The 22,136-nt window shown below is 63.2% G+C and carries 21 protein-coding genes; 13 read left to right on the top strand and 8 right to left on the bottom strand.

Annotation, left to right across the window (positions count from 1 at the left end; translation table 11 throughout):
- Positions 1-34: 34 nt before the first annotated feature.
- The 3 genes from ACEVBK_RS11640 to ACEVBK_RS11650 all read left to right on the top strand — a co-directional run bounded on the left by ACEVBK_RS11640 (position 35) and on the right by ACEVBK_RS11650 (position 5,497).
- Positions 35-2,644 carry a circularly permuted type 2 ATP-grasp protein gene (locus ACEVBK_RS11640; RefSeq protein ID WP_375055112.1) on the top strand — a complete coding sequence of 870 codons (2,610 nt, stop codon included), beginning with the start codon at positions 35-37 and terminating at the stop codon, positions 2,642-2,644.
- Between the two features lie 13 nt (positions 2,645-2,657).
- On the top strand, positions 2,658-3,530 hold the full coding sequence (locus tag ACEVBK_RS11645; RefSeq protein ID WP_375055113.1) for a transglutaminase N-terminal domain-containing protein: 873 nt from the start codon (positions 2,658-2,660) through the stop codon (positions 3,528-3,530).
- A 503-nt stretch (positions 3,531-4,033) separates the two neighbouring features.
- Complete coding sequence (locus ACEVBK_RS11650; RefSeq protein WP_375058553.1) at positions 4,034-5,497, top strand: alanine/glycine:cation symporter family protein; 1,464 nt, start codon at positions 4,034-4,036, stop codon at positions 5,495-5,497.
- 128 nt (positions 5,498-5,625) lie between these two features.
- Here ACEVBK_RS11650 and ppk2 read toward each other — a convergent pair whose 3' ends face one another.
- Both ppk2 and ACEVBK_RS11660 read right to left on the bottom strand, forming a co-directional pair.
- Positions 5,626-6,396 (bottom strand): polyphosphate kinase 2, encoded by a 771-nt coding sequence (ppk2, locus tag ACEVBK_RS11655; RefSeq protein WP_375058554.1) that lies wholly within the window; start codon positions 6,394-6,396, stop codon positions 5,626-5,628.
- A 170-nt stretch (positions 6,397-6,566) separates the two neighbouring features.
- Positions 6,567-8,168 carry an inorganic phosphate transporter gene (locus ACEVBK_RS11660; RefSeq protein WP_375055114.1) on the bottom strand — a complete coding sequence of 534 codons (1,602 nt, stop codon included), beginning with the start codon at positions 8,166-8,168 and terminating at the stop codon, positions 6,567-6,569.
- A 348-nt stretch (positions 8,169-8,516) separates the two neighbouring features.
- Between ACEVBK_RS11660 and ACEVBK_RS11665 the strand changes: the two genes are divergently transcribed.
- The 3 genes from ACEVBK_RS11665 to ACEVBK_RS11675 all read left to right on the top strand — a co-directional run bounded on the left by ACEVBK_RS11665 (position 8,517) and on the right by ACEVBK_RS11675 (position 10,657).
- On the top strand, positions 8,517-9,620 hold the full coding sequence (locus ACEVBK_RS11665) for a PQQ-dependent sugar dehydrogenase (RefSeq protein ID WP_375055115.1): 1,104 nt from the start codon (positions 8,517-8,519) through the stop codon (positions 9,618-9,620).
- Between the two features lie 56 nt (positions 9,621-9,676).
- Complete coding sequence (locus ACEVBK_RS11670; RefSeq protein ID WP_375055116.1) at positions 9,677-10,126, top strand: YtoQ family protein; 450 nt, start codon at positions 9,677-9,679, stop codon at positions 10,124-10,126.
- A 180-nt stretch (positions 10,127-10,306) separates the two neighbouring features.
- Complete coding sequence (locus tag ACEVBK_RS11675; protein WP_375055117.1) at positions 10,307-10,657, top strand: rhodanese-like domain-containing protein; 351 nt, start codon at positions 10,307-10,309, stop codon at positions 10,655-10,657.
- A 38-nt stretch (positions 10,658-10,695) separates the two neighbouring features.
- On the opposite strand, the gene ACEVBK_RS11680 is transcribed toward ACEVBK_RS11675, so the two are convergent.
- Both ACEVBK_RS11680 and ACEVBK_RS11685 read right to left on the bottom strand, forming a co-directional pair.
- On the bottom strand, positions 10,696-12,423 hold the full coding sequence (locus ACEVBK_RS11680; protein ID WP_375055118.1) for a potassium/proton antiporter: 1,728 nt from the start codon (positions 12,421-12,423) through the stop codon (positions 10,696-10,698).
- A gap of 136 nt (positions 12,424-12,559) precedes the next feature.
- Positions 12,560-13,120, bottom strand: coding sequence for a macro domain-containing protein (locus tag ACEVBK_RS11685; RefSeq protein WP_375055119.1), 561 nt, complete (start codon positions 13,118-13,120; stop codon positions 12,560-12,562).
- Between the two features lie 140 nt (positions 13,121-13,260).
- Between ACEVBK_RS11685 and ACEVBK_RS11690 the strand changes: the two genes are divergently transcribed.
- Together ACEVBK_RS11690 and ACEVBK_RS11695 are read left to right on the top strand one after the other, a co-directional pair.
- Positions 13,261-14,229, top strand: a complete 969-nt coding sequence (locus ACEVBK_RS11690) for an Acg family FMN-binding oxidoreductase (protein WP_375055120.1) — start codon at positions 13,261-13,263, stop codon at positions 14,227-14,229.
- A gap of 99 nt (positions 14,230-14,328) precedes the next feature.
- A complete protein-coding gene (locus ACEVBK_RS11695; protein WP_375055121.1) occupies positions 14,329-14,925 on the top strand; it encodes a class I SAM-dependent methyltransferase in 597 nt (198 codons plus the stop codon).
- Between the two features lie 11 nt (positions 14,926-14,936).
- On the opposite strand, the gene ACEVBK_RS11700 is transcribed toward ACEVBK_RS11695, so the two are convergent.
- Positions 14,937-15,851, bottom strand: coding sequence for a LysR substrate-binding domain-containing protein (locus ACEVBK_RS11700; RefSeq protein ID WP_375055122.1), 915 nt, complete (start codon positions 15,849-15,851; stop codon positions 14,937-14,939).
- 161 nt (positions 15,852-16,012) lie between these two features.
- Between ACEVBK_RS11700 and ACEVBK_RS11705 the strand changes: the two genes are divergently transcribed.
- From ACEVBK_RS11705 to ACEVBK_RS11725, 5 genes are all read left to right on the top strand, one after another.
- Positions 16,013-17,026 carry a zinc-binding alcohol dehydrogenase family protein gene (locus ACEVBK_RS11705; RefSeq protein ID WP_375058555.1) on the top strand — a complete coding sequence of 338 codons (1,014 nt, stop codon included), beginning with the start codon at positions 16,013-16,015 and terminating at the stop codon, positions 17,024-17,026.
- 137 nt (positions 17,027-17,163) lie between these two features.
- Positions 17,164-17,628, top strand: coding sequence for an OsmC family protein (locus tag ACEVBK_RS11710; RefSeq protein WP_375055123.1), 465 nt, complete (start codon positions 17,164-17,166; stop codon positions 17,626-17,628).
- Between the two features lie 54 nt (positions 17,629-17,682).
- A complete protein-coding gene (locus ACEVBK_RS11715; protein ID WP_375055124.1) occupies positions 17,683-18,174 on the top strand; it encodes a GNAT family N-acetyltransferase in 492 nt (163 codons plus the stop codon).
- Between the two features lie 14 nt (positions 18,175-18,188).
- Positions 18,189-18,665: a GNAT family N-acetyltransferase gene (locus ACEVBK_RS11720; protein WP_375055125.1), complete on the top strand. Its 477-nt coding sequence runs from the start codon at positions 18,189-18,191 to the stop codon at positions 18,663-18,665.
- On the top strand, positions 18,662-19,078 hold the full coding sequence (locus ACEVBK_RS11725) for a GNAT family N-acetyltransferase (RefSeq protein ID WP_375055126.1): 417 nt from the start codon (positions 18,662-18,664) through the stop codon (positions 19,076-19,078). The genes ACEVBK_RS11720 and ACEVBK_RS11725 overlap by 4 nt, the downstream gene beginning before the upstream one ends.
- 13 nt (positions 19,079-19,091) lie before the next feature.
- Here the strand turns inward: ACEVBK_RS11725 and cobO are convergent, their stop codons facing one another.
- The 3 genes from cobO to ACEVBK_RS11740 are packed head-to-tail and all read right to left on the bottom strand — an operon-like array spanning position 19,092 to position 22,062.
- Positions 19,092-19,709, bottom strand: a complete 618-nt coding sequence (cobO, locus tag ACEVBK_RS11730; RefSeq protein WP_375055127.1) for a cob(I)yrinic acid a,c-diamide adenosyltransferase — start codon at positions 19,707-19,709, stop codon at positions 19,092-19,094.
- 4 nt (positions 19,710-19,713) lie between these two features.
- Entirely contained in the window at positions 19,714-21,258 is a 1,545-nt protein-coding gene (locus ACEVBK_RS11735; protein ID WP_375055128.1) for a cobyric acid synthase, read from the bottom strand.
- 24 nt (positions 21,259-21,282) lie between these two features.
- Positions 21,283-22,062: a CLCA_X family protein gene (locus tag ACEVBK_RS11740; protein WP_375055129.1), complete on the bottom strand. Its 780-nt coding sequence runs from the start codon at positions 22,060-22,062 to the stop codon at positions 21,283-21,285.
- Positions 22,063-22,136 lie beyond the last annotated feature (74 nt).

Consider the following 22,136-nt stretch of genomic DNA (forward strand, 5'->3'; position numbering starts at 1 on the left):
CCCGGATGCGGCCGGCCCTTACCCGGTAACCACCATGCTCGATCCCAACACCTTCAGCGCCGAGTTGCAGACCCTGCTGGCCAACTACGCCGGCAAGCTGCTGCAGTCCGACGGTCCCGGCCACGACGAACTGCTGAACGACCGGCAGCGTATTCACGCCCGCTGGCAGCCGGTGCTGGACGAACTGAGCCAGCTCGGCACCCAGGCCCTGGTCGGCCGTTGCGAAGAGGCCCAGGACCTGCTGCACGAAAACGGGGTAACCTTCAACACCTACGAGGACGACCCGGGCAAGCTTCGTTCCTGGCAACTGGACTGCCTGCCCTTCGTCATCGACACCCAGGAATGGGAGCAGCTGGAACAGGGCCTGGAGCAACGCACCCGGCTGCTGGAGGCCCTGGTGGAAGACCTTTACGGCGAACGGCGCATGCTGAGCGAGGGCCTGCTGCCGCCCGAGCTGGTCTATACCCACCCGAGCTTCCTGTTTCCCGCCGCCGATGACACCCTGCCGCCGGAGCGGCCGCTGGTGATCTTCCACGGCACCGACCTGGTGCGCAGCCGCGACGGCGACTGGCTGGTACTGGGAGACTGGACCCAGTCCCCCTCCGGCACCGGCTACGCCCTGGAAAACCGCATCACCCTGGCCCGTGCCCTGCCCAACCTGTACCGGGAGGCGCCGCTCAAGCGCCTGGCCGGCTTTCTGCAGGCCCAGTTGCGCAGCCTGGCGGCGCTGTGCCCCAACCAGCGCGAGCAACCCAACATAGTGCTGCTCTCCCCCGGTCCCGGCAGCCCCGGTTACTTCGAGCACGCCTGGCTGGCCAACTACATGAACTGCTCCCTGGTGGAGGGGGCCGATCTGGTGGTGCGCGACGGCCAGGTGTCCATGCGCACCCTGGGTGGGCTCAAGCAGGTGGATGTCATCCTGCGCCAGATCAACGACCCCTGGTGCGATCCCCTGGAGCTGCGCGGCGACTCCCTGCTGGGCGTGCCCGGCCTGATGCAGGCGGCGCGCAACGGCGAGGTGGCCATCGCCAACGCCCTCGGCGCCGGCATCCTGGAGCACCCGGCCCTGGCCGGCTACCTGCCGCAGCTGTGCCGCCGCCTGCTGGGCGAGGAGCTGCGGCTCAAGGGCCGCGAGAGCCGCTGGTGCGGCGACGCCGATCAGCTCGAGCAGGTGCTGGCCGAGCCCGGCCGCTGGTGGCTGCGCGACGTCAAGGCCCCGGCCCTGCCGATCCGGCCGGAGACCCTGGCCCCCGACGACCTCGACCGGTTGCACCGGCGCATCCGCCGCCAGCCCCACCTGTTCGTGGCCCAGGCCCGCATCGAGGGCGCCACCACCCCGGTGTTCAATGTGACGGAGCGCCAGCTCGATCCCCACCCGGTCAACCTGCGACTGTTCAGCCTGGTGGAGCCCGACGACATCCGCAAGCCGCCCGGAGAGCGGCACTACCGCATCATGCCCGGCGGCCTGGCCTGGGTGGGGGAGCCCGGCACCCCGCTGATGGAAAGCCGTATGGTCAAGGACATCTGGGTGCTGGCACCGGTGCCCCAGCCCCATATCAGCCTGCTGCGCCAGGCCCACGGCCCCATCGTCGTCACCCGCGACGGCCAGGACCTGCCCTGCCGGGTGGCAGACAGCCTGTTCTGGATGGGCCGCTACGGCGAACGGCTGGACATCCGCTCCCGGCTGCTGCGCGAGGCTTTCGCCCGGCTGTTGCAGGAAGACCAGGACGAATCGGGCGACCGCCTGATCCCGGACTTGTTCACCGCCCTGGAGCTGCCCTACCCCAGTACCGCGGAGCTGGCCGAACTGTACCGCAAGCAACCTGCCCACCACCGTTTCAAACAGGACTACATCTTCCTGCGCCACCGGCTGCTGGAGCTGTTCAGCGAAGAACATCCGGACGGCATGCCCTGGCTGTTCAGTTACTTCCTGCGCAACTGCCGGGCGGTGCGCGACCACCTGGGCGACGATGCCTGGCGCACCGTCAACAGCCTGCGCCAGAAGTTCAACGACATGCCCCGCGACCAGGGTGCCATGGGCGGACAGCGCCACCTGGAAGGGGTGGTGACCGACCTGGCCGCCTTCTTCGGCCTGTGCAACGAGACCATGCCCCACCATTACGGCTGGCGCTTCCTGGACCTGGGCCGCTTTATCGAGCGTATCGTCTGCAGCCTGGAACTGCTCAAGCTGGCGCTGCTCACCGCCCGCCGGCCGGGCATCCCCCTGTGGGAAGTGGTGCTGGCCACCACCGACAACCTGACCGTGTACCGCCGCCGCTACCGCTCCCAGTTGCATCCCTCGGCCATCCTGGATCTGCTGCTGTTCGACGAGACCAACCCCCGCTCGGTGGGCTACATGCTGCGCCGGCTGGAGCGCCAGATTGAACGGCTACCCCAGCCCGAGCCCAGCCCCTACCGCAACCTGGAGACCCGGCTGGTGATCCAGGCCACCAGCACCCTGCACCTGGTGGACATCAACCAGCTCGGGGAACTCGAGCACTCGGCCAAGGCCCGGGAAGTGCTGACCGAGCTGCTGGACAGCCTGCTGGCCCCCCTGTCGGAGCTGTCCAACGCCATTTCCTACAGTCATTTCAGCCATGCCGAGGCGCCTCGCCAGCTGGTGACCATGCAAAAATCCGTTTAGGTTGGGCCATTTTATGCACTATCAATTGCGTCACACCACCCGTTACGATTATTCCAGCGAGGTGGCCCTGAGTCACAACGAAGCCCGCCTGCTACCCCGGGAGCTGCCCTGGCAGCAGGTGAAACAGACCGAACTGCTAATCCATCCCCAGCCGGTGCGCCTGCGGGAACGACGGGACTTTTTCGGCAACCGGGTAGGCTATTTCTCCATCCAGGAGCTGCACGGCAGCCTGGAAGTGACCGCCACCAGCCTGGTGAGCGTTGCCCCCCGGCCCCGGCCCGATGCCGGCTACTTCATTTCCTGGGATCAGGCCCTGTCCTGCCTGCGGCAAGGCACCGAAAGCCTGGACGCCCGGCTGTTCGTGCTCGACTCCGACTTCATCAACGCGGACCAGGCCCTGGCGGACTACGCCCGGGCCAGCTTCACCCCGGGTCGCTCCCTGGTGGAGGCGGTTTATGCCCTCAACCAGCAGATCTTTGCCGAGTTCACCTACGATCCGGAACACACCACCATCGCCACCCCTCTCCTCGACGTGCTCGCCAGCCGGCGCGGGGTATGCCAGGACTTCGCCCACCTGGCCATCGGCTGCCTGCGTTCCCTGGGGCTGGCGGCGCGCTACGTGAGCGGTTACATGGAAACCCTGCCGCCCCCGGGCCAGCCCAAGCTGCAGGGGGCCGACGCCACCCATGCCTGGCTGGCGGTGTTCATCCCCGGCTGGGGCTGGCTGGAGATAGACCCCACCAACGGCTGCCTGCCCGACGAGCGCTATATCATCCTGGGCTGGGGGCGGGATTTTTCCGACGTGACCCCGCTCAAGGGGGTGATGAGCGGCGGCGGCAACGACCGGCTGACGGTGGCGGTGGACGTGATGCCGGTAGACCCGTAACGACATAGTTCAAAAGATGACCATACACCCCTATTGTCGGGCGATAGGGGTATTCCGACATCATGTTACCGCCCACCAATCGGCACCATGGGAAAATGTATTTAGCGACATACCCCCGACTTATAAAAGCGAAATGGATACTCTTAAAAATAAAATCATCCATCACCGGTTCAACCTTGCATCAACAAAGGCAACAACCCACCAATAATAACGGGTCATACCGCTTCCCTCACAGCAAAAGCAATATCTGCACCGAAAATGCTCACCTGCACTCATAATCAGCAACACCAAACATTACCTCATCAATACCGGCTCCATAATAATTTATAAAAATACAAATAAAACAGCGAGTTAGGATATTAATAAAAACAAAAAACAGAACCGTAAATTAACGGCATTCATCTTGCTTTAAAATAATAAAAAATTATCTCGCCGCCATCTGCTCCCATACGACAAATTCAGAACAGTAATCTAAAACGAAATGGATCATAAGGGATACCATGATGAATATTATTATCAATTTTATTAACACCATCCTCTGGGATTATGTGCTTATATACGGCCTGCTGGCAGTAGGCCTGTTTTTTACCTTTAGACTTGGTTTTATGCAATTTCTCCACTTCCCGGAGTTCATCCGCTCGGTACTCAGAGCTCCACAGGAAGATCGTGGCGGTATTTCGCCCTTTCAAGCCCTGTGTACCAGCCTCGCCTCCCGCGTAGGTACCGGCAACCTGGCGGGAGTTGCAGTGGCGTTGGCTTTGGGTGGGCCCGGAGCTATCTTCTGGATGTGGATGGTTGCTCTGGTCGGGATGGCGACAGCCTGTGCCGAAAGTACCCTGGCACAGCTCTACAAGGTCAGGGATAAACATGGCCAGCTACGGGGCGGGCCGGCTTTTTATATCGCAAAAGGACTTAACGCTCCCTGGGCCGGCGCCCTGTTCGCCATCTGCCTGATGACGGCGTTCGGCATGGTGTTCAACGCCGTGCAGGCCAATTCGATCGCCGAAGCCGTTCACGGCGCCTTCGGGGTGCCCAAGATGGTGACCGGTATGCTCACCGCCGTGCTCGCCGGTATCATTATCTTCGGAGGGATCCGGAAAATTGCACGCTTCGCCGAGATGGCCGTTCCCTTTATGGCGGCGGCCTATCTGCTAGTGGCATTGGTCGTGATTATTATCAACATTGCCGAAGTGCCCGCGGTGCTTGCGTTGATCGTGAAAAGTGCCTTTGGTTTTGAATCGGCGATGGGCGGTATCGCCGGCGCCATGCTGAACGGGATAAAACGAGGCCTGTTCTCCAACGAGGCAGGCATGGGCTCCGCCCCCAACATCGCCGCCGTGGCGGTGCCCAACCCCCATCATCCGGTGTCGCAAGGGCTGGTGCAGGCGCTCGGCGTATTTATCGATACCCTGCTCATCTGTACCGCCACCGCTATCATGATCCTGCTCTCGGGGGTAATGGGGCCGGAGCCGGAACTGACGGGTATCTCGCTGACGCAAGCGGCCCTCAATACGCATATCGGTGAGGCCGGAAACTACTTTATTGCCGTGGCCATTTTCTTTTTCGCCTTTACCTCCATCATCGGCAACTACAGCTATGCCGAGAACGCCGCCGCTTACCTGAACCTGGGCGGCCGCCGTGCCCTGTTGATACTGCGTTGCTCGGTTTTGTCGATGGTGCTTTGGGGAGCCTATGAAAGCGTGGCCACCGTGTTCAATGCGGCAGACGCCGCCATGGGAATCATGGCCTTTATCAATCTGGTGGCCATACTGCTGCTGTCGGGACTGGTAGCCAAATTGACCAAAGACTATTTTATCCAACGAAAACAGGGCATGCCGGTGTTCAATCCCGCCGACTATCCGGAAGTCATGGATAACATTGATCTGGATATCTGGACCGGTGACAAGGAAAGCGGTGCTACCATCTCGGCCCCCAGTGACAGCCTTGTCGAGCCAGAAGCACGCTGATCCCAGATTGCGAGTCCTTACCACCGGCAAGCAGCAACGTGGCTACCTTTTCAGATGCCACGTTGTTGCTCAACTCCGGATGAATCCCAAATTCGAATGGGACATCGACGCTGAGCAATGCTTGCCGACTAATACACTGCGGGTACAAACATCTCCGGCGGAGTCGGGCTACGCAGGTAATCGGGGTGATATTCCCGCGGCGGCAGCTCCACCGTTTGTTGCGGCACTTCCCCATAGGGGATCTGCGTCAACAAATGGTGCATGCAGTTCAATCGCGCCCTCCTTTTGTCCACCGCCTCCACTATCCACCAGGGCGCCTCCGGGATATGGCTGCGGGCCAGCATTTCGTCCTTGGCCTGGGTATAGGCTTCCCAACGCCGCCTCGACTCCAGATCCATGGGTGACAGCTTCCATTGCTTGAGCGGATCATGAATACGCATCTGGAAGCGCCGGTATTGTTCGTCGTCGGTGATCGAGAACCAGTATTTAACCAGAATGATGCCGGAGCGGATCAGCATGCGTTCGAATTCGGGCACGGTGCGGAAAAACTCCTCGTATTCCTGTTCCGAGCAAAACCCCATTACCCGTTCCACGCCGGCACGGTTGTACCAGCTACGATCAAAGAGTACCAGTTCACCGGCCGCCGGCAGGTGCGCGACATAACGTTGAAAATACCACTGGGTACGCTCCCGCTCGTTGGGAGCAGGCAAGGCCGCGATTCGGCAGACCCGCGGATTGAGGCGTTGGGTGACCCGCTTGATGACGCCGCCCTTGCCGGCCGCGTCGCGGCCTTCGAACAGGACCACGACCCTGAGTCCCTGGTGCACCACCCACTCCTGCAGCTTGATCAGTTCCCGCTGCAACCGCAGCAGCTCCTGAAAATAGTGCTTGCGCTCCATCCCCACGGCCTGGCAGGCAGCCACTCCGTCCTTCTCCAGCAGCGCCGCCAAGCGCAGGTCGTCGAGCTCCATCTCAAACTCCTCGTCAAAATCGAAGCTGTCGAAGAGATCCCTATGCAACGCCTTATTCATATTATTCAACCCTCTATTAATCGGAGATCACGCAGTGTTCAGAGCAGGCTTCTGAGCATGATGAAGGCCACGGCACTGAGCAAACCGGCGGCCGGCAGGGTAATGATCCAGGCCAGGCCGATGGGCTTCATCAGTTTCCAGTTGGTCTGACGATTCACCAGGCCGATACCGAGCACAGCGCCGATCAGGATATGGGTACTGGAGACCGGCAGTCCGATCATCGAAGCCGTCATCACCACCGCCGCCGCGGCAAGTTCGGCAGAGAATCCGGATGCCGGGTGCATCTTCGTCAGGTTGTGACCCACCGTCTGGATGACCTCTTTGCCGATGAACCAGAGGCCGACGATCAGTGCGACCCCGAAGGTCACCATGGCGATGGTCGGGATCCCCGCCTTGGCATTGATCTCTCCCGTGCGCAGTACATCCAGGATGGCCGCGAAGGGGCCGATGGCGTTGGCGATGTCGTTGGAGCCGTGACTGAAAGCAAAACCGGCCGCGGTGAAGACCTGCATCCAACTGAACATCAGGAAGGTCGCCCGGCCAAGAGACTCGCTCTTGAGCGTTTTGGCAAAAATGAAGGTGCCCATCCATACGGCGGCCCCAATCATCCCCATAATCATGTAGTTATGCAGGGTGGTCAGACCCAGCTCTATATTTTTCAGCCCCTTGAACAGTACCATGGAAGAAATGATCATGGCGCCGACGGCCGCAATCAACGGCACCCAGTTTTCCAGTGCCTGGTGCGAATCAATCTGGCTGCGTTCCTGTTCGATGCGATGGAGATCCCGGTAATACTCCGATTCCAGCTCTTCCGGATGGAAATCCTTGTCGTTGATCGACTGCAGGTCTCTCGCCATGGCATGGGTATAGGAAATCTTCTGCAGCTCCGATAGGTGTTCGAAGGCGGTCTTGTGTTTTTCCCTGTACTCCCGCTTCGCCTCGCGGATCTGCGACAACTCCGCCTCGGCCTGCTCGTTATAGGCCAGGACATGTTTCTTGATTTGACTGTACAACAGGTAGGCCACCACCCCGCCCAGCAACGGCGACAGCACCCAGGAGAGGGCGATCTGGCCTATTTTGTCCCAGTGCACCAGGCCGAAGGCGCTGCCGCTGTCCATCAGCATGCCCAACGTGATGGAGCTGCCGATGATGGCGCCGATGATCGAGTGAGTAGTCGACACCGGGTAGCCTTTCTTGCTGGCAAACAGCAACCATAGCGCGGCGGCGACCAGGGCGGACATCATGATGTAGACGAAGTCCAGGGAGCTGACCTGAAGACCGCCGAGATCGACGATGCCGCCCCGGATGGTGCTGGTCACTTCGCCACCGGCGAGCACCGCCCCGCTGACTTCGAATATCGCTGCCACCACCAGAGCTTGCTTGACGGTAAGGGTACCGGCTCCGACGCTGGTCCCGAAGGAATTGGCAACGTCGTTGCCGCCGATATTAAACGCCATAAATACGCCGAACAGAGTCGCCAGCAGGAACAGTAAAACCGCGTTTCCTCCCGTGTACCCGACCCCCCAGAGCATAAAATAGCCGGTCATGGCGATAAGCAAGACCGCGAAGAACAGGCTTAGCCTGGAAATACGCGGAGACCCGACAGGGAGCCCCTTATCGCTGATCGAATGGTAAGACATAGATTATCCCGTTATTGAAATGATTGAACGTTGCTGCTGTTAGCCGCAGGTTTTGCCAAACTGAAACGATTTAGCCGCCCAAAAACTAGCCGGGAGTGATGACAGAAAGAAGGCTATTTTATGACAGTTGCAGTCCTGCGTATCGTTCAAGCCAGCTACCATTCAAAGCTCGGGGAGCCTGCAACACACCGTTGGGACAAGCCCGGATTTTGACGATGCTCTGCTCTTGTTTCTACTCTGGGCACGGTTTGAAATGGGTCTCAAGCCCCCAACCTGATGCAGTAACATCATTCCCTTTCTGCACTATAGTGAACAGAATCAATATCTTGATTCAACACGGAGAAACTTATGCGCCTGCTCGCCGGCCTGCTGCTGTTGCTCAGCATCCCCCTGCTTGCCCAGGACCACCGCCTCGATACCCTGGCCGAGGGCCTGCACCACCCCTGGGGCCTGGCGGAGTTGCCCGACGGCGGCCTGCTGGTCGGCGAGCGCCGGGGCCGGCTGCTGCGGCTTACCCCCGAGGGTGGCCGCCACGAGGTAAGCGGCCTGCCCGACATCGCCGCCGCCGGCCAGGGCGGCCTGCTGGACCTGGCCCTGCACCCGGACTTTGCCGACAACCGCTGGCTCTATTTCAGCTACAGCCAGCCCGGCCGGGGCGGCGCCGGCACGGCGGTCGCCCGGGCCCGGCTCGAGGGGGACCGGCTGCAGAGCCTGGAAGTGCTGTTCGAGCAGCAACCCAAAACCTCGGGCGGTGGCCATTTCGGCTCCCGCCTGGTGTTCGATCGCGACGGCTACCTGTTTATCACCACCGGCGAACGCTTCCATGCCCGGAATCAGGCCCAGCAACTCGACAGCCACCTGGGCAAGATTATCCGCCTGCACGACGACGGCCGGGTGCCCGCCGACAACCCCTTCGTCGGCCAAGCCGATGCCCTGCCCGAAATCTGGAGCTACGGCCACCGCAACCTGCAGGGGGCCGCCATCCACCCCGCAACCGGTGAACTCTGGACCCACGAACACGGCCCCCGGGGCGGCGATGAAGTCAACCTCATCAAAAAAGGCGCCAACTACGGCTGGCCTCTGGCCACCTTCGGCGAGGAATACGGCGGCGGCCGCATCGGCCCCTCCTCCCGGCCCGGCATGGAAGACCCACTCTGGGTCTGGGTACCCTCCATCGCCCCTTCCGGCATGATGTTCTACACCGGCGGGCTCTTCCCCCAGTGGCGGAATCAGTTGTTCGTGGGCGCCCTGGTCGGACAGCGACTGGTACGGCTGGAACTGGACGGCGACAGGGTGGTGCAGGAACATCACCTGCTGCGCGGCCTGGCCCGGCTGCGCACCGTCGCCCAGGCCGCCGACGGCGGCATCTACCTGCTCACCGACGAACCCAACGGCAAGCTGCTGAAGCTGATGCCGGCACAATATGCTGATTTTTCACTTGAATTGCGTTAACCTTTAGAAGTTGTATTTTATTTTAATTATTTTTGTAAACAATAAGGGAATGCAATATGAGTCAGAAAACATGGAACATCTACCTGTCCGGCGAGATCCACACCGACTGGCGTGAACGCATTATCGAGGGTGCCAAAGCCAAGGGCCTGGCCGTGCAGTTCAGCTCGGCGGTGACCGATCACGAGGCCAGCGACATGGTGGGAGTGAACATCCTGGGTAGCGAGGAAGACCCCTTCTGGCGTGACCGCAAGGCCTCCGGCATCAACAGCATCCGCACCTCCACCCATATCGGCAACGCCGATCTGGTGGTGGTGCGTTTCGGGCCCAAGTACAAGCAGTGGAACGCCGCCTTCGACGCCGGCTTCGCCGTAGCCCGGGGCCTGCCCATCATCACCCTGCACGACGCCGAGCACGACCATGCCCTGAAGGAAGTGGACGAAGCCGCCAAGGCCACCTGCCGCCATCCGGAGCAGGTAGTCGACATTCTGGCCTACCTGCTGTCCTGATCGCCACTACCCCTGCACCACACCCTCGCGGGTTTCAATCACGGAGCCGGCAAGCCGGTTCCGATGGTGTCCTGATCGGCCTTGCTGTGCCGGTTTCTGTCGGTTTTTGCCCATCCGGTCCGGATTATTCAGCACTTTCTGTTTTACACTGAGGGCATGTACTGATGCAGGATGTAACGCATGAAGAACTGGATGACGGCGCTGCTGTTGTGCCTGAGCCCGCTGGCCTGGGCCACGGAGCCGGTGTGGATAGACGTGAGAAGTGCCGAGGAATACCAGCAGGAGCACCTGGCGGGCGCCGTGCATATCCCCCATACCCGTATCGCCCGGGGCGTGACCGAGCTCTATCCCGACAAGAACACCCCGCTTAACCTCTATTGCCGCAGCGGTCGGCGCTCCCAACTGGCCCTGGAAGCCCTGGAAACCCTGGGCTATCACCAGGTGGTGGATCACGGCCCCCTGGAAACCCTCAAGGTCAACGGGATGGAAACCCGGGGCACGGCCGTGGCGTCCCTCGTCTCGGAGCCCTGACGGCTCCCGAAGAGTGAAATAACGCAGGCCCAAGGTGCTCAGTGCCGGTCAATCTCATGCTCGCGCAAGCCCACCTTGAGCACCCGGTCGCCGTCCACGTCCGCCACCGTCCACACCATGTCGTAGCGAATAAAGTGGTCGCCCACCACCGGATGGCCGCTGTTGTGCTTGAGCATAAAGTCCCCCAGGGTCAGGTCGGCTTCGCTGTCGTCCACATCCACCCCGTACATCAGGGCCACGTCCTGCATGCGGGCCCCGGCGTCCAGGATAAAGTCGCCGAAAAAGGCCCGCGCCTTTTCCCGGGCTGCATCCAGATCGCCGCCGAACATATTGTTCAGGGTCTTGAGGTGGTTGCTGCGGCCGATCACGCACAGGGTATCATCTATCGCCAACCGGGTACTGCCCGACGCCGGCAGCAGGTTTTCGCCCCGGAACACCGCCGCCACCCGGCAATGGGGCGGAAAGGTCAACTGACGCACCACCAGGCCGTCGATGGACTCGCTTTCCACCCGGTAGAGAAACATCTCGAAATCATCTTCCGGAAAAATACCGAGCATGGAACGGCGCTGGGGTGCCGGCTCGGGCGGCACCTCAACGTCCAGCAAGCGGGCCACTTGCGGTAACGTCGAACCCTGTACCAGCAATGAAATCAGCACCACGAAAAAGGCCACATTGAACAGCATGGAGCCTTCGGGAATACCCGCCATCAGCGGAAAGATGGCCAGTACGATGGGCACGGCCCCCCGCAGCCCCACCCAGGAGATAAAGCCCAGCTCGCGAAGGTTAAAGCGGAAGAAAGGCACCAGCGCCGTCAGCACCGCCAGCGGCCGGGCGATGAAGATCAGCGCCAGCGCAATCAGGCTGGCGGGAATGGCCATGGCCCACATCTCACCGGGCGAGATCAGCAAACCCAGCACCAGGAAGAGGCCGATCTGGCTGAGCCAGGCCAGGCCGTCGAATACCGGCAGAATCGCTTCCATATGGCGCAGGCGGGCGTTGCCCAGCACCAGCCCGGCCAGGTACACCGCCAGAAAACCGCTGCCCGAGAGTACGGCGGTAACGGCAAACAACACCAGGCCAAAGCCCGCCACCAGGATCGGATACAGGCCCGCCGCCAGCTCCACCCGCTTGATCAACTGCACCAGCAGTAGGCCGCCCAGCAAGCCGGCCACAGCCCCCACGCCAAACTGGGTGAACAGGAACAACAGGGCATCACCGGCGCCGTCCATCTCGCCGGTGATCAGGGCAATCAGGGTCAGGGTGAGGAAAATGGCCATGGGGTCGTTGGTGCCCGACTCGATTTCGAGCGAGGCCCCTACCCGCTGGTTCAGGTGCATGCCCTTGCCGCTCAGCAGCGAGAACACCGCCGCCGCGTCGGTAGAGCCGACAATGGCTCCCAGCAACAGACCGTGCAGCCAGCTCAGGTTGAGGATGTAGACGGCGATAAGACCGGTAATGCCACTGGTGATCACCACTCCCAGGGTGGCCAGGCTGAGCGCCGGACGCAACCCCACCCGAAAGGTTTCCATCCGGGTGCGCATGCCGCCATCCAGCAATATGATAGCCAGAGCCAGGTTGCCGATGCCATAGGCCAGGGAATAGCTCTCGAACTCGATGCCGCCGGGCCCGCTTTCGCCAGCCAGCATGCCGATGCACAAGAAGATAAGCAGTATGGGGATTCCCGAGCGGGCGGACAACAAGGTGGCCAGCACGCTTAAACACAGCAAAACCCCGGACAGCAAAAACAGGTGTTCTATATTATTCAATCAGGTTATTCCGGCAGGGTTTAGATGGTGTAGTTATATCACATTCACCACCATCAGATAAAAATGAATTTTTAATTAAAAATAGAAAATATATATTCATATTGCAGTAAGAACCGGCGCCACCGCTGTTATTGCATTATTCAACATCATACCGTTCTCCTGTTTGCTCGGCCGCCTGACGCAGGGCCTGCTGGTGCAGCTGCAAATCCGTCTCGCCGAACAGCACGAAACGGATATGACGCACCGCCTTCAGTGCCGCTCGCTCCGCCAGCAGGGTGTTGAAGGCAACGGCCGCCGCCTCCGCCATCGGATAACCGAAGATGCCGGTGGAAATGGACGGAAAGGCCACCGAGCCCAGGCCCCGGCGCTCTGCCAGCCGCAGGGCGCTGCGGTAGCAGGCCGCCAGCAGTTCGTCGGAGGGGATATCCACCCCGAACACCGGTCCCAGGCAGTGGATGACATGGCGGTTGGGCAACCGATGGGCCCCGGTGATCACCGCCTGCCCGGGCCGTATCGGCGCCAGCGGCCGGCATTCCTGCTCCAGCCCCGGCCCTGCCGCCCGGTGAATGGCTCCGGCCACCCCGCCCCCGGGCAACAGGGCGGCATTGGCCGCGTTGACGATGGCGTCCATGTCCGGCTGGGCGGCGATGTCGCCGCGCACGCATTCCATGGTCAGCTCCCCTATCCGGACTTTCATGCTCTGGCTCCTTGCTGTGACTCTCTAAACAGCGTAACGCCTGCGGCGCCGCTTGGCGATTCCCTCCCTTAAAGCGACCATCTACACTTGAGTGAGCCAACCGCCGCGCCGGCTGAACGACCTCGATCCACGGAGCCCCCATGTCCAGCTTCCACCTCTCGAATGCGCTCGCCCGGGACCTGCTCGGCCAGGCGGTACTCGCCCCCTCCAGCCACAATACCCAGCCCTGGCGATTCCGCCTGTCGGCCTCGGCCATCGATGTGCTGGCGGACCGCCGCCGTGCCCTGCCGGTGAACGATCCCGACGACCGGGAACTGACCATCAGTTGCGGCTGCGCCTTGATGAACCTGCGTATCGCCGCCGCCCGACGGGAGCTGGGCACCGAAACCACCCTGCTGCCCGACGCCTGTGATCCCGACTGGCTGGCCCGTATGAGCTTCGTACCCAGCGCCGGCGCACCCGCGGATCAGGCCGCCCTGGCCGAAGCCATCCCCTTGCGGCACAGTTGTCGCCGTCCCTTCGAGCCCATCGCCATTCCTGCGGCCACCGCCCCCAGGCTGGTGGCCGCGGCCGCCGCCGAGGGAGCCTGGTTGCGCCCGCTGTCGGAGGCCGGCACCAGAACACAGCTGGCCAGCCTGGTCACCGAAGGCGATATGGCCCAGTGGGCCGATACCCGCTGGCGACGCGAGCTGGCCGCCTGGATGCATCCCAGACAGCAGGGAGACGGTCTGAGTGTACCGGCCCTGGCCGCGTCCCTGACCCAGTTGCTGGTGCGTACCTTCAACCTGGGCGAAGGCATGGCCGCCAAGGACAGAACCCTGGCCGAAAGCGCACCGCTGCTGGCGGTGCTGGGCACCGATAAAGACGATCCCCGCCACTGGCTGCTGGCCGGACAGGCCCTGCAGCGGGTGCTGCTGGTGGCCTGCCGGCTGGGGTTGCAGGCCGCCTACCTGAACCAGCCGGTTCAGGTGGCCCGACTCAGGCCCGTCCTGCATCAACTCACCGGTGGTGACTGCGCCCAGCTTGTACTGTGCCTGGGTTACCCGCGCGTGCCGCTGGCCGCCAGCCCCAGACGCCCGCTGGAAGAAGTGATCGGATTTCCCTCCTGATGCCCAGGCCGCAGCGCCGGTTATCGGAAGAAGCCGTCATTGCCATTTCCGACCGCGACAGCAAGAATGGTGCAAAATAACAAGAACGGGAATCGGCTTGTGGATAACAACACGGCACTGTGGCGCCACTACTATGAGCGCGTTTCGCGCCAGCCCCATCACCCCCTCACCGAATTTGCCGCCGCACAGCATGCCGCAAAATGCCGGGTCGCCATCGACTGCGGATGCGGTACCGGCGCCGACACCGCCTACCTTTACCGGCTCGGCTACCGGGTTCATGCCTTCGACATCAACCCCGATGCCGTCGACCTGTGCCGGCACCGCTTCGGGCACCATCCCGGGGTCGAGGTTTCCCTCGCCGGTTTTGAATCCTTCAACTACCCGAGGGCGGGCTTGATCATCGCCAACTCGAGCCTGTATTTTGCCGAGCCCACCGCCTTTGCGGATACCTGGTCACGCATCGCCGGCGCACTGGAAAGCGGGGGTATCTTTGCCGGTCATTTCATGGGGCCCGAAGACGACTGGGCATCGGCTTCGCGGCACACCATCAACGCCCTCGCCAGGCACCAGGTTGAAGCCCTCTTCACCCGCTTCGACATCCTCCGCTTCAGCGAACGCAACGAATCCGGCCAAACGGCCCTGGGCAAGTCGAAACATTGGCACACCTATAGCGTGGTCGCCGTCAAGCGCAGCTAGCCAGGGTTGCATCAACGCGCGTCGGGGAGCCTCGTACTTTGCCGGCAACAATCAACCAGAAAGGCATGCAGCGCCTGTACCGCCGGATTGAGCTGGCGTCGGTCGGCACAGAGCAGGTTGAGCGGAGAGGGCTCGCCCAGCCACTCGGGGCACAGCGGCACCAGTCGCCCCTCATGGAGCTCTTCCCCGATGTCCAGCGCCGATTTGTAGGCAATACCATGCCCGGCCAGGGCCCAGCGCCGGACGGCATCGCCGTCGTCGCCCATGCGGTTGCCGCGCACCGCCACCGACAGTTCCCGACCTTCCCGGAAAAAACGCCAGCGGTTGTGGCTTTGCTCCCCCAGCATAAAGCACAGGCAGTTATGCCCGGCCAGTTCCTCCGGGTGGCGGGGTCGCCCGTGGGCCGCCAGATAGGCCGGAGCCGCGCACAACACGCGCCGGTTATCCCGCGCCACCGGCAGGGCGATCAGGGAGGAATCCGGCGGCAGGCCGTAGCGCAGCGCCAGATCCACCGGCTGGCGGTAGATATCTGCCAGGCGATCCGACAACTGTACCCGCAGTTCTATCTGCGGATGCCGCTCCATAAATTCATCCAGCCAGCCCAGTACCCGATTTCGGCCCAGATCGGAGGGCAGCGACAATTGCAGGGTGCCGCGGATCAGGCTCCGGCCACTGTGCAGCTGTTCATAGCCCGCCTCCAGCAGTTGCAGCGCCTGCTGCACCACGCCGAGAAACTGCTCGCCCTGCTGGGTCAGTCGCAGGTGACGGGTGGAGCGCACGAAGAGGGACGCTCCCAGCTCCGCCTCCAGCCGCTTGAGTGCGGCACTGCAGGCCGCCGGGGTCAGCTCCAACGCCCGGGCACAGGCGGACAGGCTGCCCAGCTCCGCCGTACGATTAAAAATATTGAGATCCTGTAGCGACTTCATTTTCAAAAATAATTTTAAAGAGATAGTAATAAACCCTAGTTTTTCAAAATCAGCATGTCAAATAGACTGAATTCCTGTCTGACCGGCAGGGATCACCCCCTGCCGCTGACCGACCCAACCTGGGCCAAAAACCCATTATTCACACGAGGACACAGATCATGATGAAAGCCGTCGCCTATCAGGCAGCCCATGCACTCGGTACCGGGCCCGGATTACAAGACATCCGCCTGCCGGTGCCCGAAGCCCGGGGCCGGGATCTGCTGGTGGCCGTCAAGGCGGTATCGGTGAACCCGGTTGATACCAAGGTGCGAGCCGGAATGAACGCCCCCGAGGGTGGCTGGAAAGTGCTGGGCTGGGACGCGGCGGGCGTGGTGGAAGCGGTAGGACCGGACGTGACCACCTTCAAGCCCGGCGATCGGGTCTGGTATGCGGGCGATTTGTCACGCCCCGGCAGCAATGCCGAATTTCAGCTGGTGGACGAGCGTATTGTGGGGCTGATGCCCGCCACACTGGACTTTGCCGAAGCCGCCGCCCTGCCCCTGACCGGCCTGACCGCCTGGGAACTGCTGTTCGAACGGCTCGCGGTCGCGCAAGAGGCCGAACGGCCGGGACAGTTACTGGTGGTGGGAGCCGCCGGCGGCGTGGGCTCCATACTGGTGCAGTTGGCGCGCCGACTAACCGGGTTGACAGTGATAGGCACCGCCTCTCGCCCCGAAAGCCGTCAATGGCTGCAAACGCTCGGCGCCCACCATGTGATCGATCACGCAGGTTCCTTGTCGGCGGGGCTGAAGGAGACTGGCTTGAACGAGGTCACTCATGTGGCCAGCCTGAATCAGACCGAACGGCACTTCGCTGAACTGGTGGCCAGCCTGGCACCCCAGGGCAAACTGGGACTTATCGACGATCCAAGTGTATTGGATGTGACCGCGCTCAAGCGCAAGAGCCTGTCGTTGCATTGGGAGTTCATGTTCACCCGCTCCCTGTTCGGCACTCCCGATCTGGCCGAGCAGGGGCGCATTCTCAACGAGCTGGCAAGGCTTATTGACGCCGGGGTGCTCCGTACCACCCTGGCCCGGCGCCTGGGTCCGATCAACGCCGCCAGCCTGAACCGGGCCCACGCCGAGCTTGAGGGCCAGCGTACCTGCGGCAAACTGGTACTGGAAGGATTCGCATAACTCCCTGAGCATCGTTCCCCCGGGCGACGGTTGCACGGCTCCTTGCCTTTCCCCCGTGCAGTCACCAGAATGGATCCGAACGCTACCTCCCGCTCCACCCGGGAGGTGCCATATTCAATCATGTACAGGGGAGCGAGATGTCCGAATACAGCGCCACGGTAAGCTGGGAGCGGGGCGATCAGCCCTTCGTCGACAATCAATACAGCCGGGGCCACTGGTGGCAGTTCGACGGCGGTGCCCGGGTGCCGGCGTCTTCCTCGCCCCAGGTGGTACCCCTGCCCTGCTCGGTGGCGGCCAACGTGGATCCGGAAGAGGCCTTTGTCGCCGCCCTGTCAAGCTGCCATATGCTGTTCTTCCTCTCCCTCGCCGCCAAGCGGGGCCTGGTGGTCGACGCCTACACCGACGAGGCGGTGGGGCTGATGGAAAAGGGCCCCGACGGCAAGGTCGCCATGACCCGGGTAACCCTGAGGCCCAAAGTGCTCTTTGCCGGCAAGCACAAGCCCGACCGGCAAACGCTGGAGCAGTTGCACCACCAGTCCCACCAACTGTGCTTTATCGCCAACTCGGTCAAGAGCGAGGTGGTGACCGAAATCCGGGAATAAGCGTGCCCGGCGGTTGCCGATTGCGCCCATCGTCCGTTCTTATCAAGGGGAATCATGTCATTACTGTCCATCGAACCCATCACCGAGGCTGCCTGGCCGCAGCTCCTGTCGCTCCAGACCGAGTGCTACCAGGAGGTGGCACCCGAAAGCGAAGCGGTGCTGCGCAGCAAATGGCGCGCCTCCCCCGCCACCTGCCTGCAATGCCGGGACCAGGGCGGCGCCCTGCTCGGCTACCTGCTGAGCCACCCCTGGCCCTACACCGGACTGCCGGCCCTGCACCGGGAATACGAGATATCGAGCCCCTGCGACCTGCTGTACCTGCACGACCTGGCGGTCAGCCCCCTTGCCCACGGCCTGGGAGTGGGCAAGGGGATGGTGGAAGCACTGCTGCACCGTGCCCAGGCACGGCAGTTCACGCGCATCCGGCTGGTCTCGGTGCAGGGCTCCGAAGGCTTCTGGGCCCGCTTCGGCTTTCGGCCCCTGAGCCGTGCCGAACTCTGCGCCAGCTACGGGGACAACCCCAGGGCCATGGAGCTGGAACTTTGAACAGGACTCGCCCCATGGAACTCAGCCACAGAGCGGCCACCTTCGCCGATCTGGCCATCGTCTGCACCTTTGCCACCAGTGCCGAAGAGCTGTTCTACTGCTTTCCCAAAGCCCGCTTTCCGCTGACCGAAGCTCAACTGGAGCAGGCTGTCCGCGAGCGGGCCGGGGCGACCGTAGTGGAGCTAGACGGCGACGTGGTCGGTTTTGCCGACTTCTACCGCTGGCAGCACGGTGGCGCCTGCGCCATCGGCAATGTGATGGTGGCTCCCCAGGCCCGAGGCCGAGGCGTGGGTCGGTATCTGATCCAACAGATGGTGGTGCTGGCAACCAGCCGTTACCAGGCGCGGGAAGTACAGGTTTCCTGCTTTAACCAGAACCTGGCCGGCTTGTTATTCTATCCCCGGCTCGGCTTTGAGCCCTATGGACTGGAGCCCCGTACCGCTCCCGACGGCACTCCGGTGGCCTTGATCCACTTCCGCTGGCTGCCATGAGATTTGTCCCGGCCACTTCTCCCGTCTTCGCCCGACGGCTGATCCGTCACGGCATGGCGCCCTATTACCGGCGCCACCGGCTGCGCTGGAACGAAGCCGGCTTTACCGACAGCTGGGCCCGATGCCGCAACTTCGAGCTGATGTGCGACGACCTCCCCATCGGCATCCTGCGGCTGGAGTTCACCGCCGAGGCCGCCTACTTGCGGGACTTGCATTTGTTGCCCGAGTGGCGCAACCGGGGACTGGGGCGAACAGCGCTGCGGCTGGCCCGGGCGCTGGCCACAGAGGCCGGCAGCCCCCTGTTGCGGCTCAAGGTGTTTGCCGACAACCCCGCGGTACGGCTTTACCAAAGCGCGGGCTTCGTCCTGGTCCGGGCCGAACCGCCGCTGTTATGCCTGGAAGCCGCCCTGTAGCCCACCACCCTTATCAATAATCGAACCCCGCCTGGGCCTTGATGCCGGCCTCGAAGGCGTGCTTGACCGGCTGCACTTCGCTCACCGTGTCCGCCAGTTCGATAATGGCGCGGTGGCAGGCGCGACCGGTGATCACCACATGCTGGTGGGCGGGGCGGTGTTTCAGGGCGCTCAGTACCCGCTCCAGATCCAGGTAATGGTAGCTCAGCATGTAGGTCAGTTCGTCCAGCAGCACCAGATCGATAGCCGGATCGGCCAGCAGCCGCTCGGCGTCGGCCCAGGTCTGCTCGGCGGCGGCCATGTCCTGCTCCTTGTTCTGGGTTTCCCAGGTAAAGCCGGTGCGCATCACGTAGAAGGGCACCCCCACCGACTCCAGCAGGTTGCGCTCGCCGCACTCCCAGGCCCCCTTGATGAACTGCACCACCGCCGCCCGCTTGCCGTGGCCCACCGCCCGCGCCACGGTGCCGAAGCCGGCGGTGCTCTTGCCCTTGCCGTTGCCGGTCAGCACCAAGAGCACCCCCCGCTCCTCGGTGGCGGCGGCTATTTTGGCGTCCACCTTTTCCTTCAGCCGCTGCTGGCGCTCCCGGTGGCGCCGGGCCTTGGTCTGCTCGCGGTCGTCTTGTTCACTCATGTTTTTATCCTTGTTGTATCGAAGCCACTAGCAGCTCCAGGTTGAGATGTTGTTCCAGGCTGTCCGCCAGTCGCTCCAGGCTTTGCTCGCGCAGGGCGTCCCGATCCGGCGCCCGCCGGCCGTTGCGGATCCCGGCCCAGGCCAGCAGCCGGTCGCAGGCCTCTGGGTGGTCGAACAGGCCGTGCAGATAGGTGCCGAGCACCTGGCCATCTTCCGACAGCAGACCATCCGCCGCCTCCCCCCCGGCGCGGACCAGTTCGAAGGGCCGCTCGCCCGGTGCCAGCAGCCGGCTTTCGCCGCAATGGATTTCATAGCCCCGCACCGGTGCCCGGCCGCCCGCCAGTTGCAGGGTGCCGGTGACGTTGCGCAGCTGCTTGTGATCTTTTAACTCGGTCTCCAGCGGCAGATAGCCCAGACCCCGGCTTGCGCCGGCCTCGCCTTCGAGGCCGCGCGGATCCTTTACCCACTGGCCCAGCATCTGGTAGCCGCCGCAGATACCGAGCACCTTGCCGCCGTAGCGCAAGTGGCGCGCCAGCGCCTGGTCCCAGCCCTGGCGGCGCAGCCAGGCCAGATCGGCGCGTACCGCCTTGCTGCCGGGCAGGATAATCAGGTCCGCCGGCGGCAGCCGGCCGGGCGCTTCGCTGCTGTGCACCAGGGTCAGTTCCACTCCCGGATGCGCCCGCAGGGGCTCGAGGTCGGTGTGGTTGCTGATGCGCGGTGGCACCAATGCCAGCACCCGCAGCGGCTCGGCCTCGGCGCTTCGGCTGGCGGTGCGCATGATGGCGTCTTCGGCGTCCAGCCGCAGATCGGTGAGATAGGGCAGCACCCCCAGCACCGGTTTGCCGGTGAGCCGTTCCAGCATGGTCAGGCCGTCCTGCAGCAGGCGGAGGTCGCCGCGAAAACGGTTGATCACAAAGCCCTTGATGCGGGCGCGCTCGGATTCGCTCAGCAGCGCCAGGGTCCCCACCAACTGGGCGAAAACCCCACCCTTGTCGATGTCGGCCACCAGTATCACCGGGCAGTCCACCGCCTCGGCGAAGCCCATGTTGGCGATATCGCCCTTGCGCAGGTTGATCTCCGCCGGGCTGCCCGCTCCTTCCACCAGCACCAATTGGTGCCGGGTGCACAGCCGCCGGTAGGAGTCGAGGATGGCGGCAAAGAGCCGCGCCTTGTTCTTGTTGAGGCTGCCGGGGCCGAACAGCTCACTCGCCGCCACCGAAGACAGCGCCCGCCCCTGCAGTATCACCTGGGCGCGGGTGTCGCTCTCGGGCTTGAGCAGCAACGGATTGAAGTCGATTTGCGGCGCCAGTAAACAGGCCGCCGCCTGCAGCGCCTGGGAGCGGCCGATTTCACCGCCGTCGACGGTAACGGCGCTGTTCAGCGCCATGTTCTGGGGCTTGAACGGCGCCACCCTGATGCCGCGGCGGGCGAACAGCCGGCCCAGCCCCGCCACCAGGGTGGTCTTGCCGGCGTCCGAGGCGGTGCCCTGCACCATCAGGGTCAGGGCCCGACCGTCCGGCCCGGGAGGGAGAGAAAAATCGTCTGGCATGGGTCTTCCTTGGGTGATAAAGGGTCATTGGCCTGCCAGGGCCCCGCCCAGGGTGCAAAAGTAGCGGCCGAAGGCGGCGTTGCAGCGCCTGCGTTGCTCGCCCTGGGGGTAGAGGCCCTGCTCGGCCTCGGCACTGGCGCGGGTACCCTTGACCAGAAAGGCGTTCTTGATGGATGCATCCTGCACGAAGGCCTCGAAGGCGCGGGCGCACAGCTCTTCCGGCTGGCTGTAATACAGGATGCCGTGGCGCCTGTCCACCTCGGCCGAGGCGCGGAACAGGTCGCTGGGCTGCTCGCCGGTCTCGTTCAGCAGCACCGCCTGGAAGCAGTCGAACAGCGCCTGGTTGAGCGGGTGCTCCACCCGGGCCACCTCGTCCAGCCAGGCGCGGGAGGCGAAAACATAGGGGCCGGTACCGGTAAAGGCCTTGTCGGCCATATGGTGATCGAAGGCGTGGAACCATTCGTGGGCGATGCTGCCCGGACCGGCGTTCTTGGCCAGGGCGAAGCTGCGGCTGGCCGGATTATAGTGGGCCGAGACCCCGGGCCGGCCGCCGATACCGTATTGCAGGGTCAGGGTGCCGCGCAGGGAAACCAGTTGCTCCGGCCCCTGCAGGATCAGCATGAGATCGCACAGGGCGTTGTAGAACAGGCCCGCCGCCCGCTCCCGCTCGGCCCGGGTGACCCAGCGGCCAAGCTCGATGGCGCGAAAGTCGAAGCGCCGACGCAGGGCCGCAAAATCTACCCCCTCGCCGCCATGATCCGGCCCCCGGCGATAAAAATGATCGGTGCTGTGCTCGCCCGCCATGGCGCCGGCTCCCTGCTGCTGTTCGGTTGAGCCCGGGATTGTACCGGCGTAAGCGGCGGGCAGGCAAACCCCGG

Origin of the sequence: Zobellella sp. DQSA1 (assembly GCF_041950555.1) — a bacterium.
In the GTDB taxonomy this organism is placed as follows: Bacteria; Pseudomonadota; Gammaproteobacteria; order Enterobacterales; family Aeromonadaceae; genus Oceanimonas.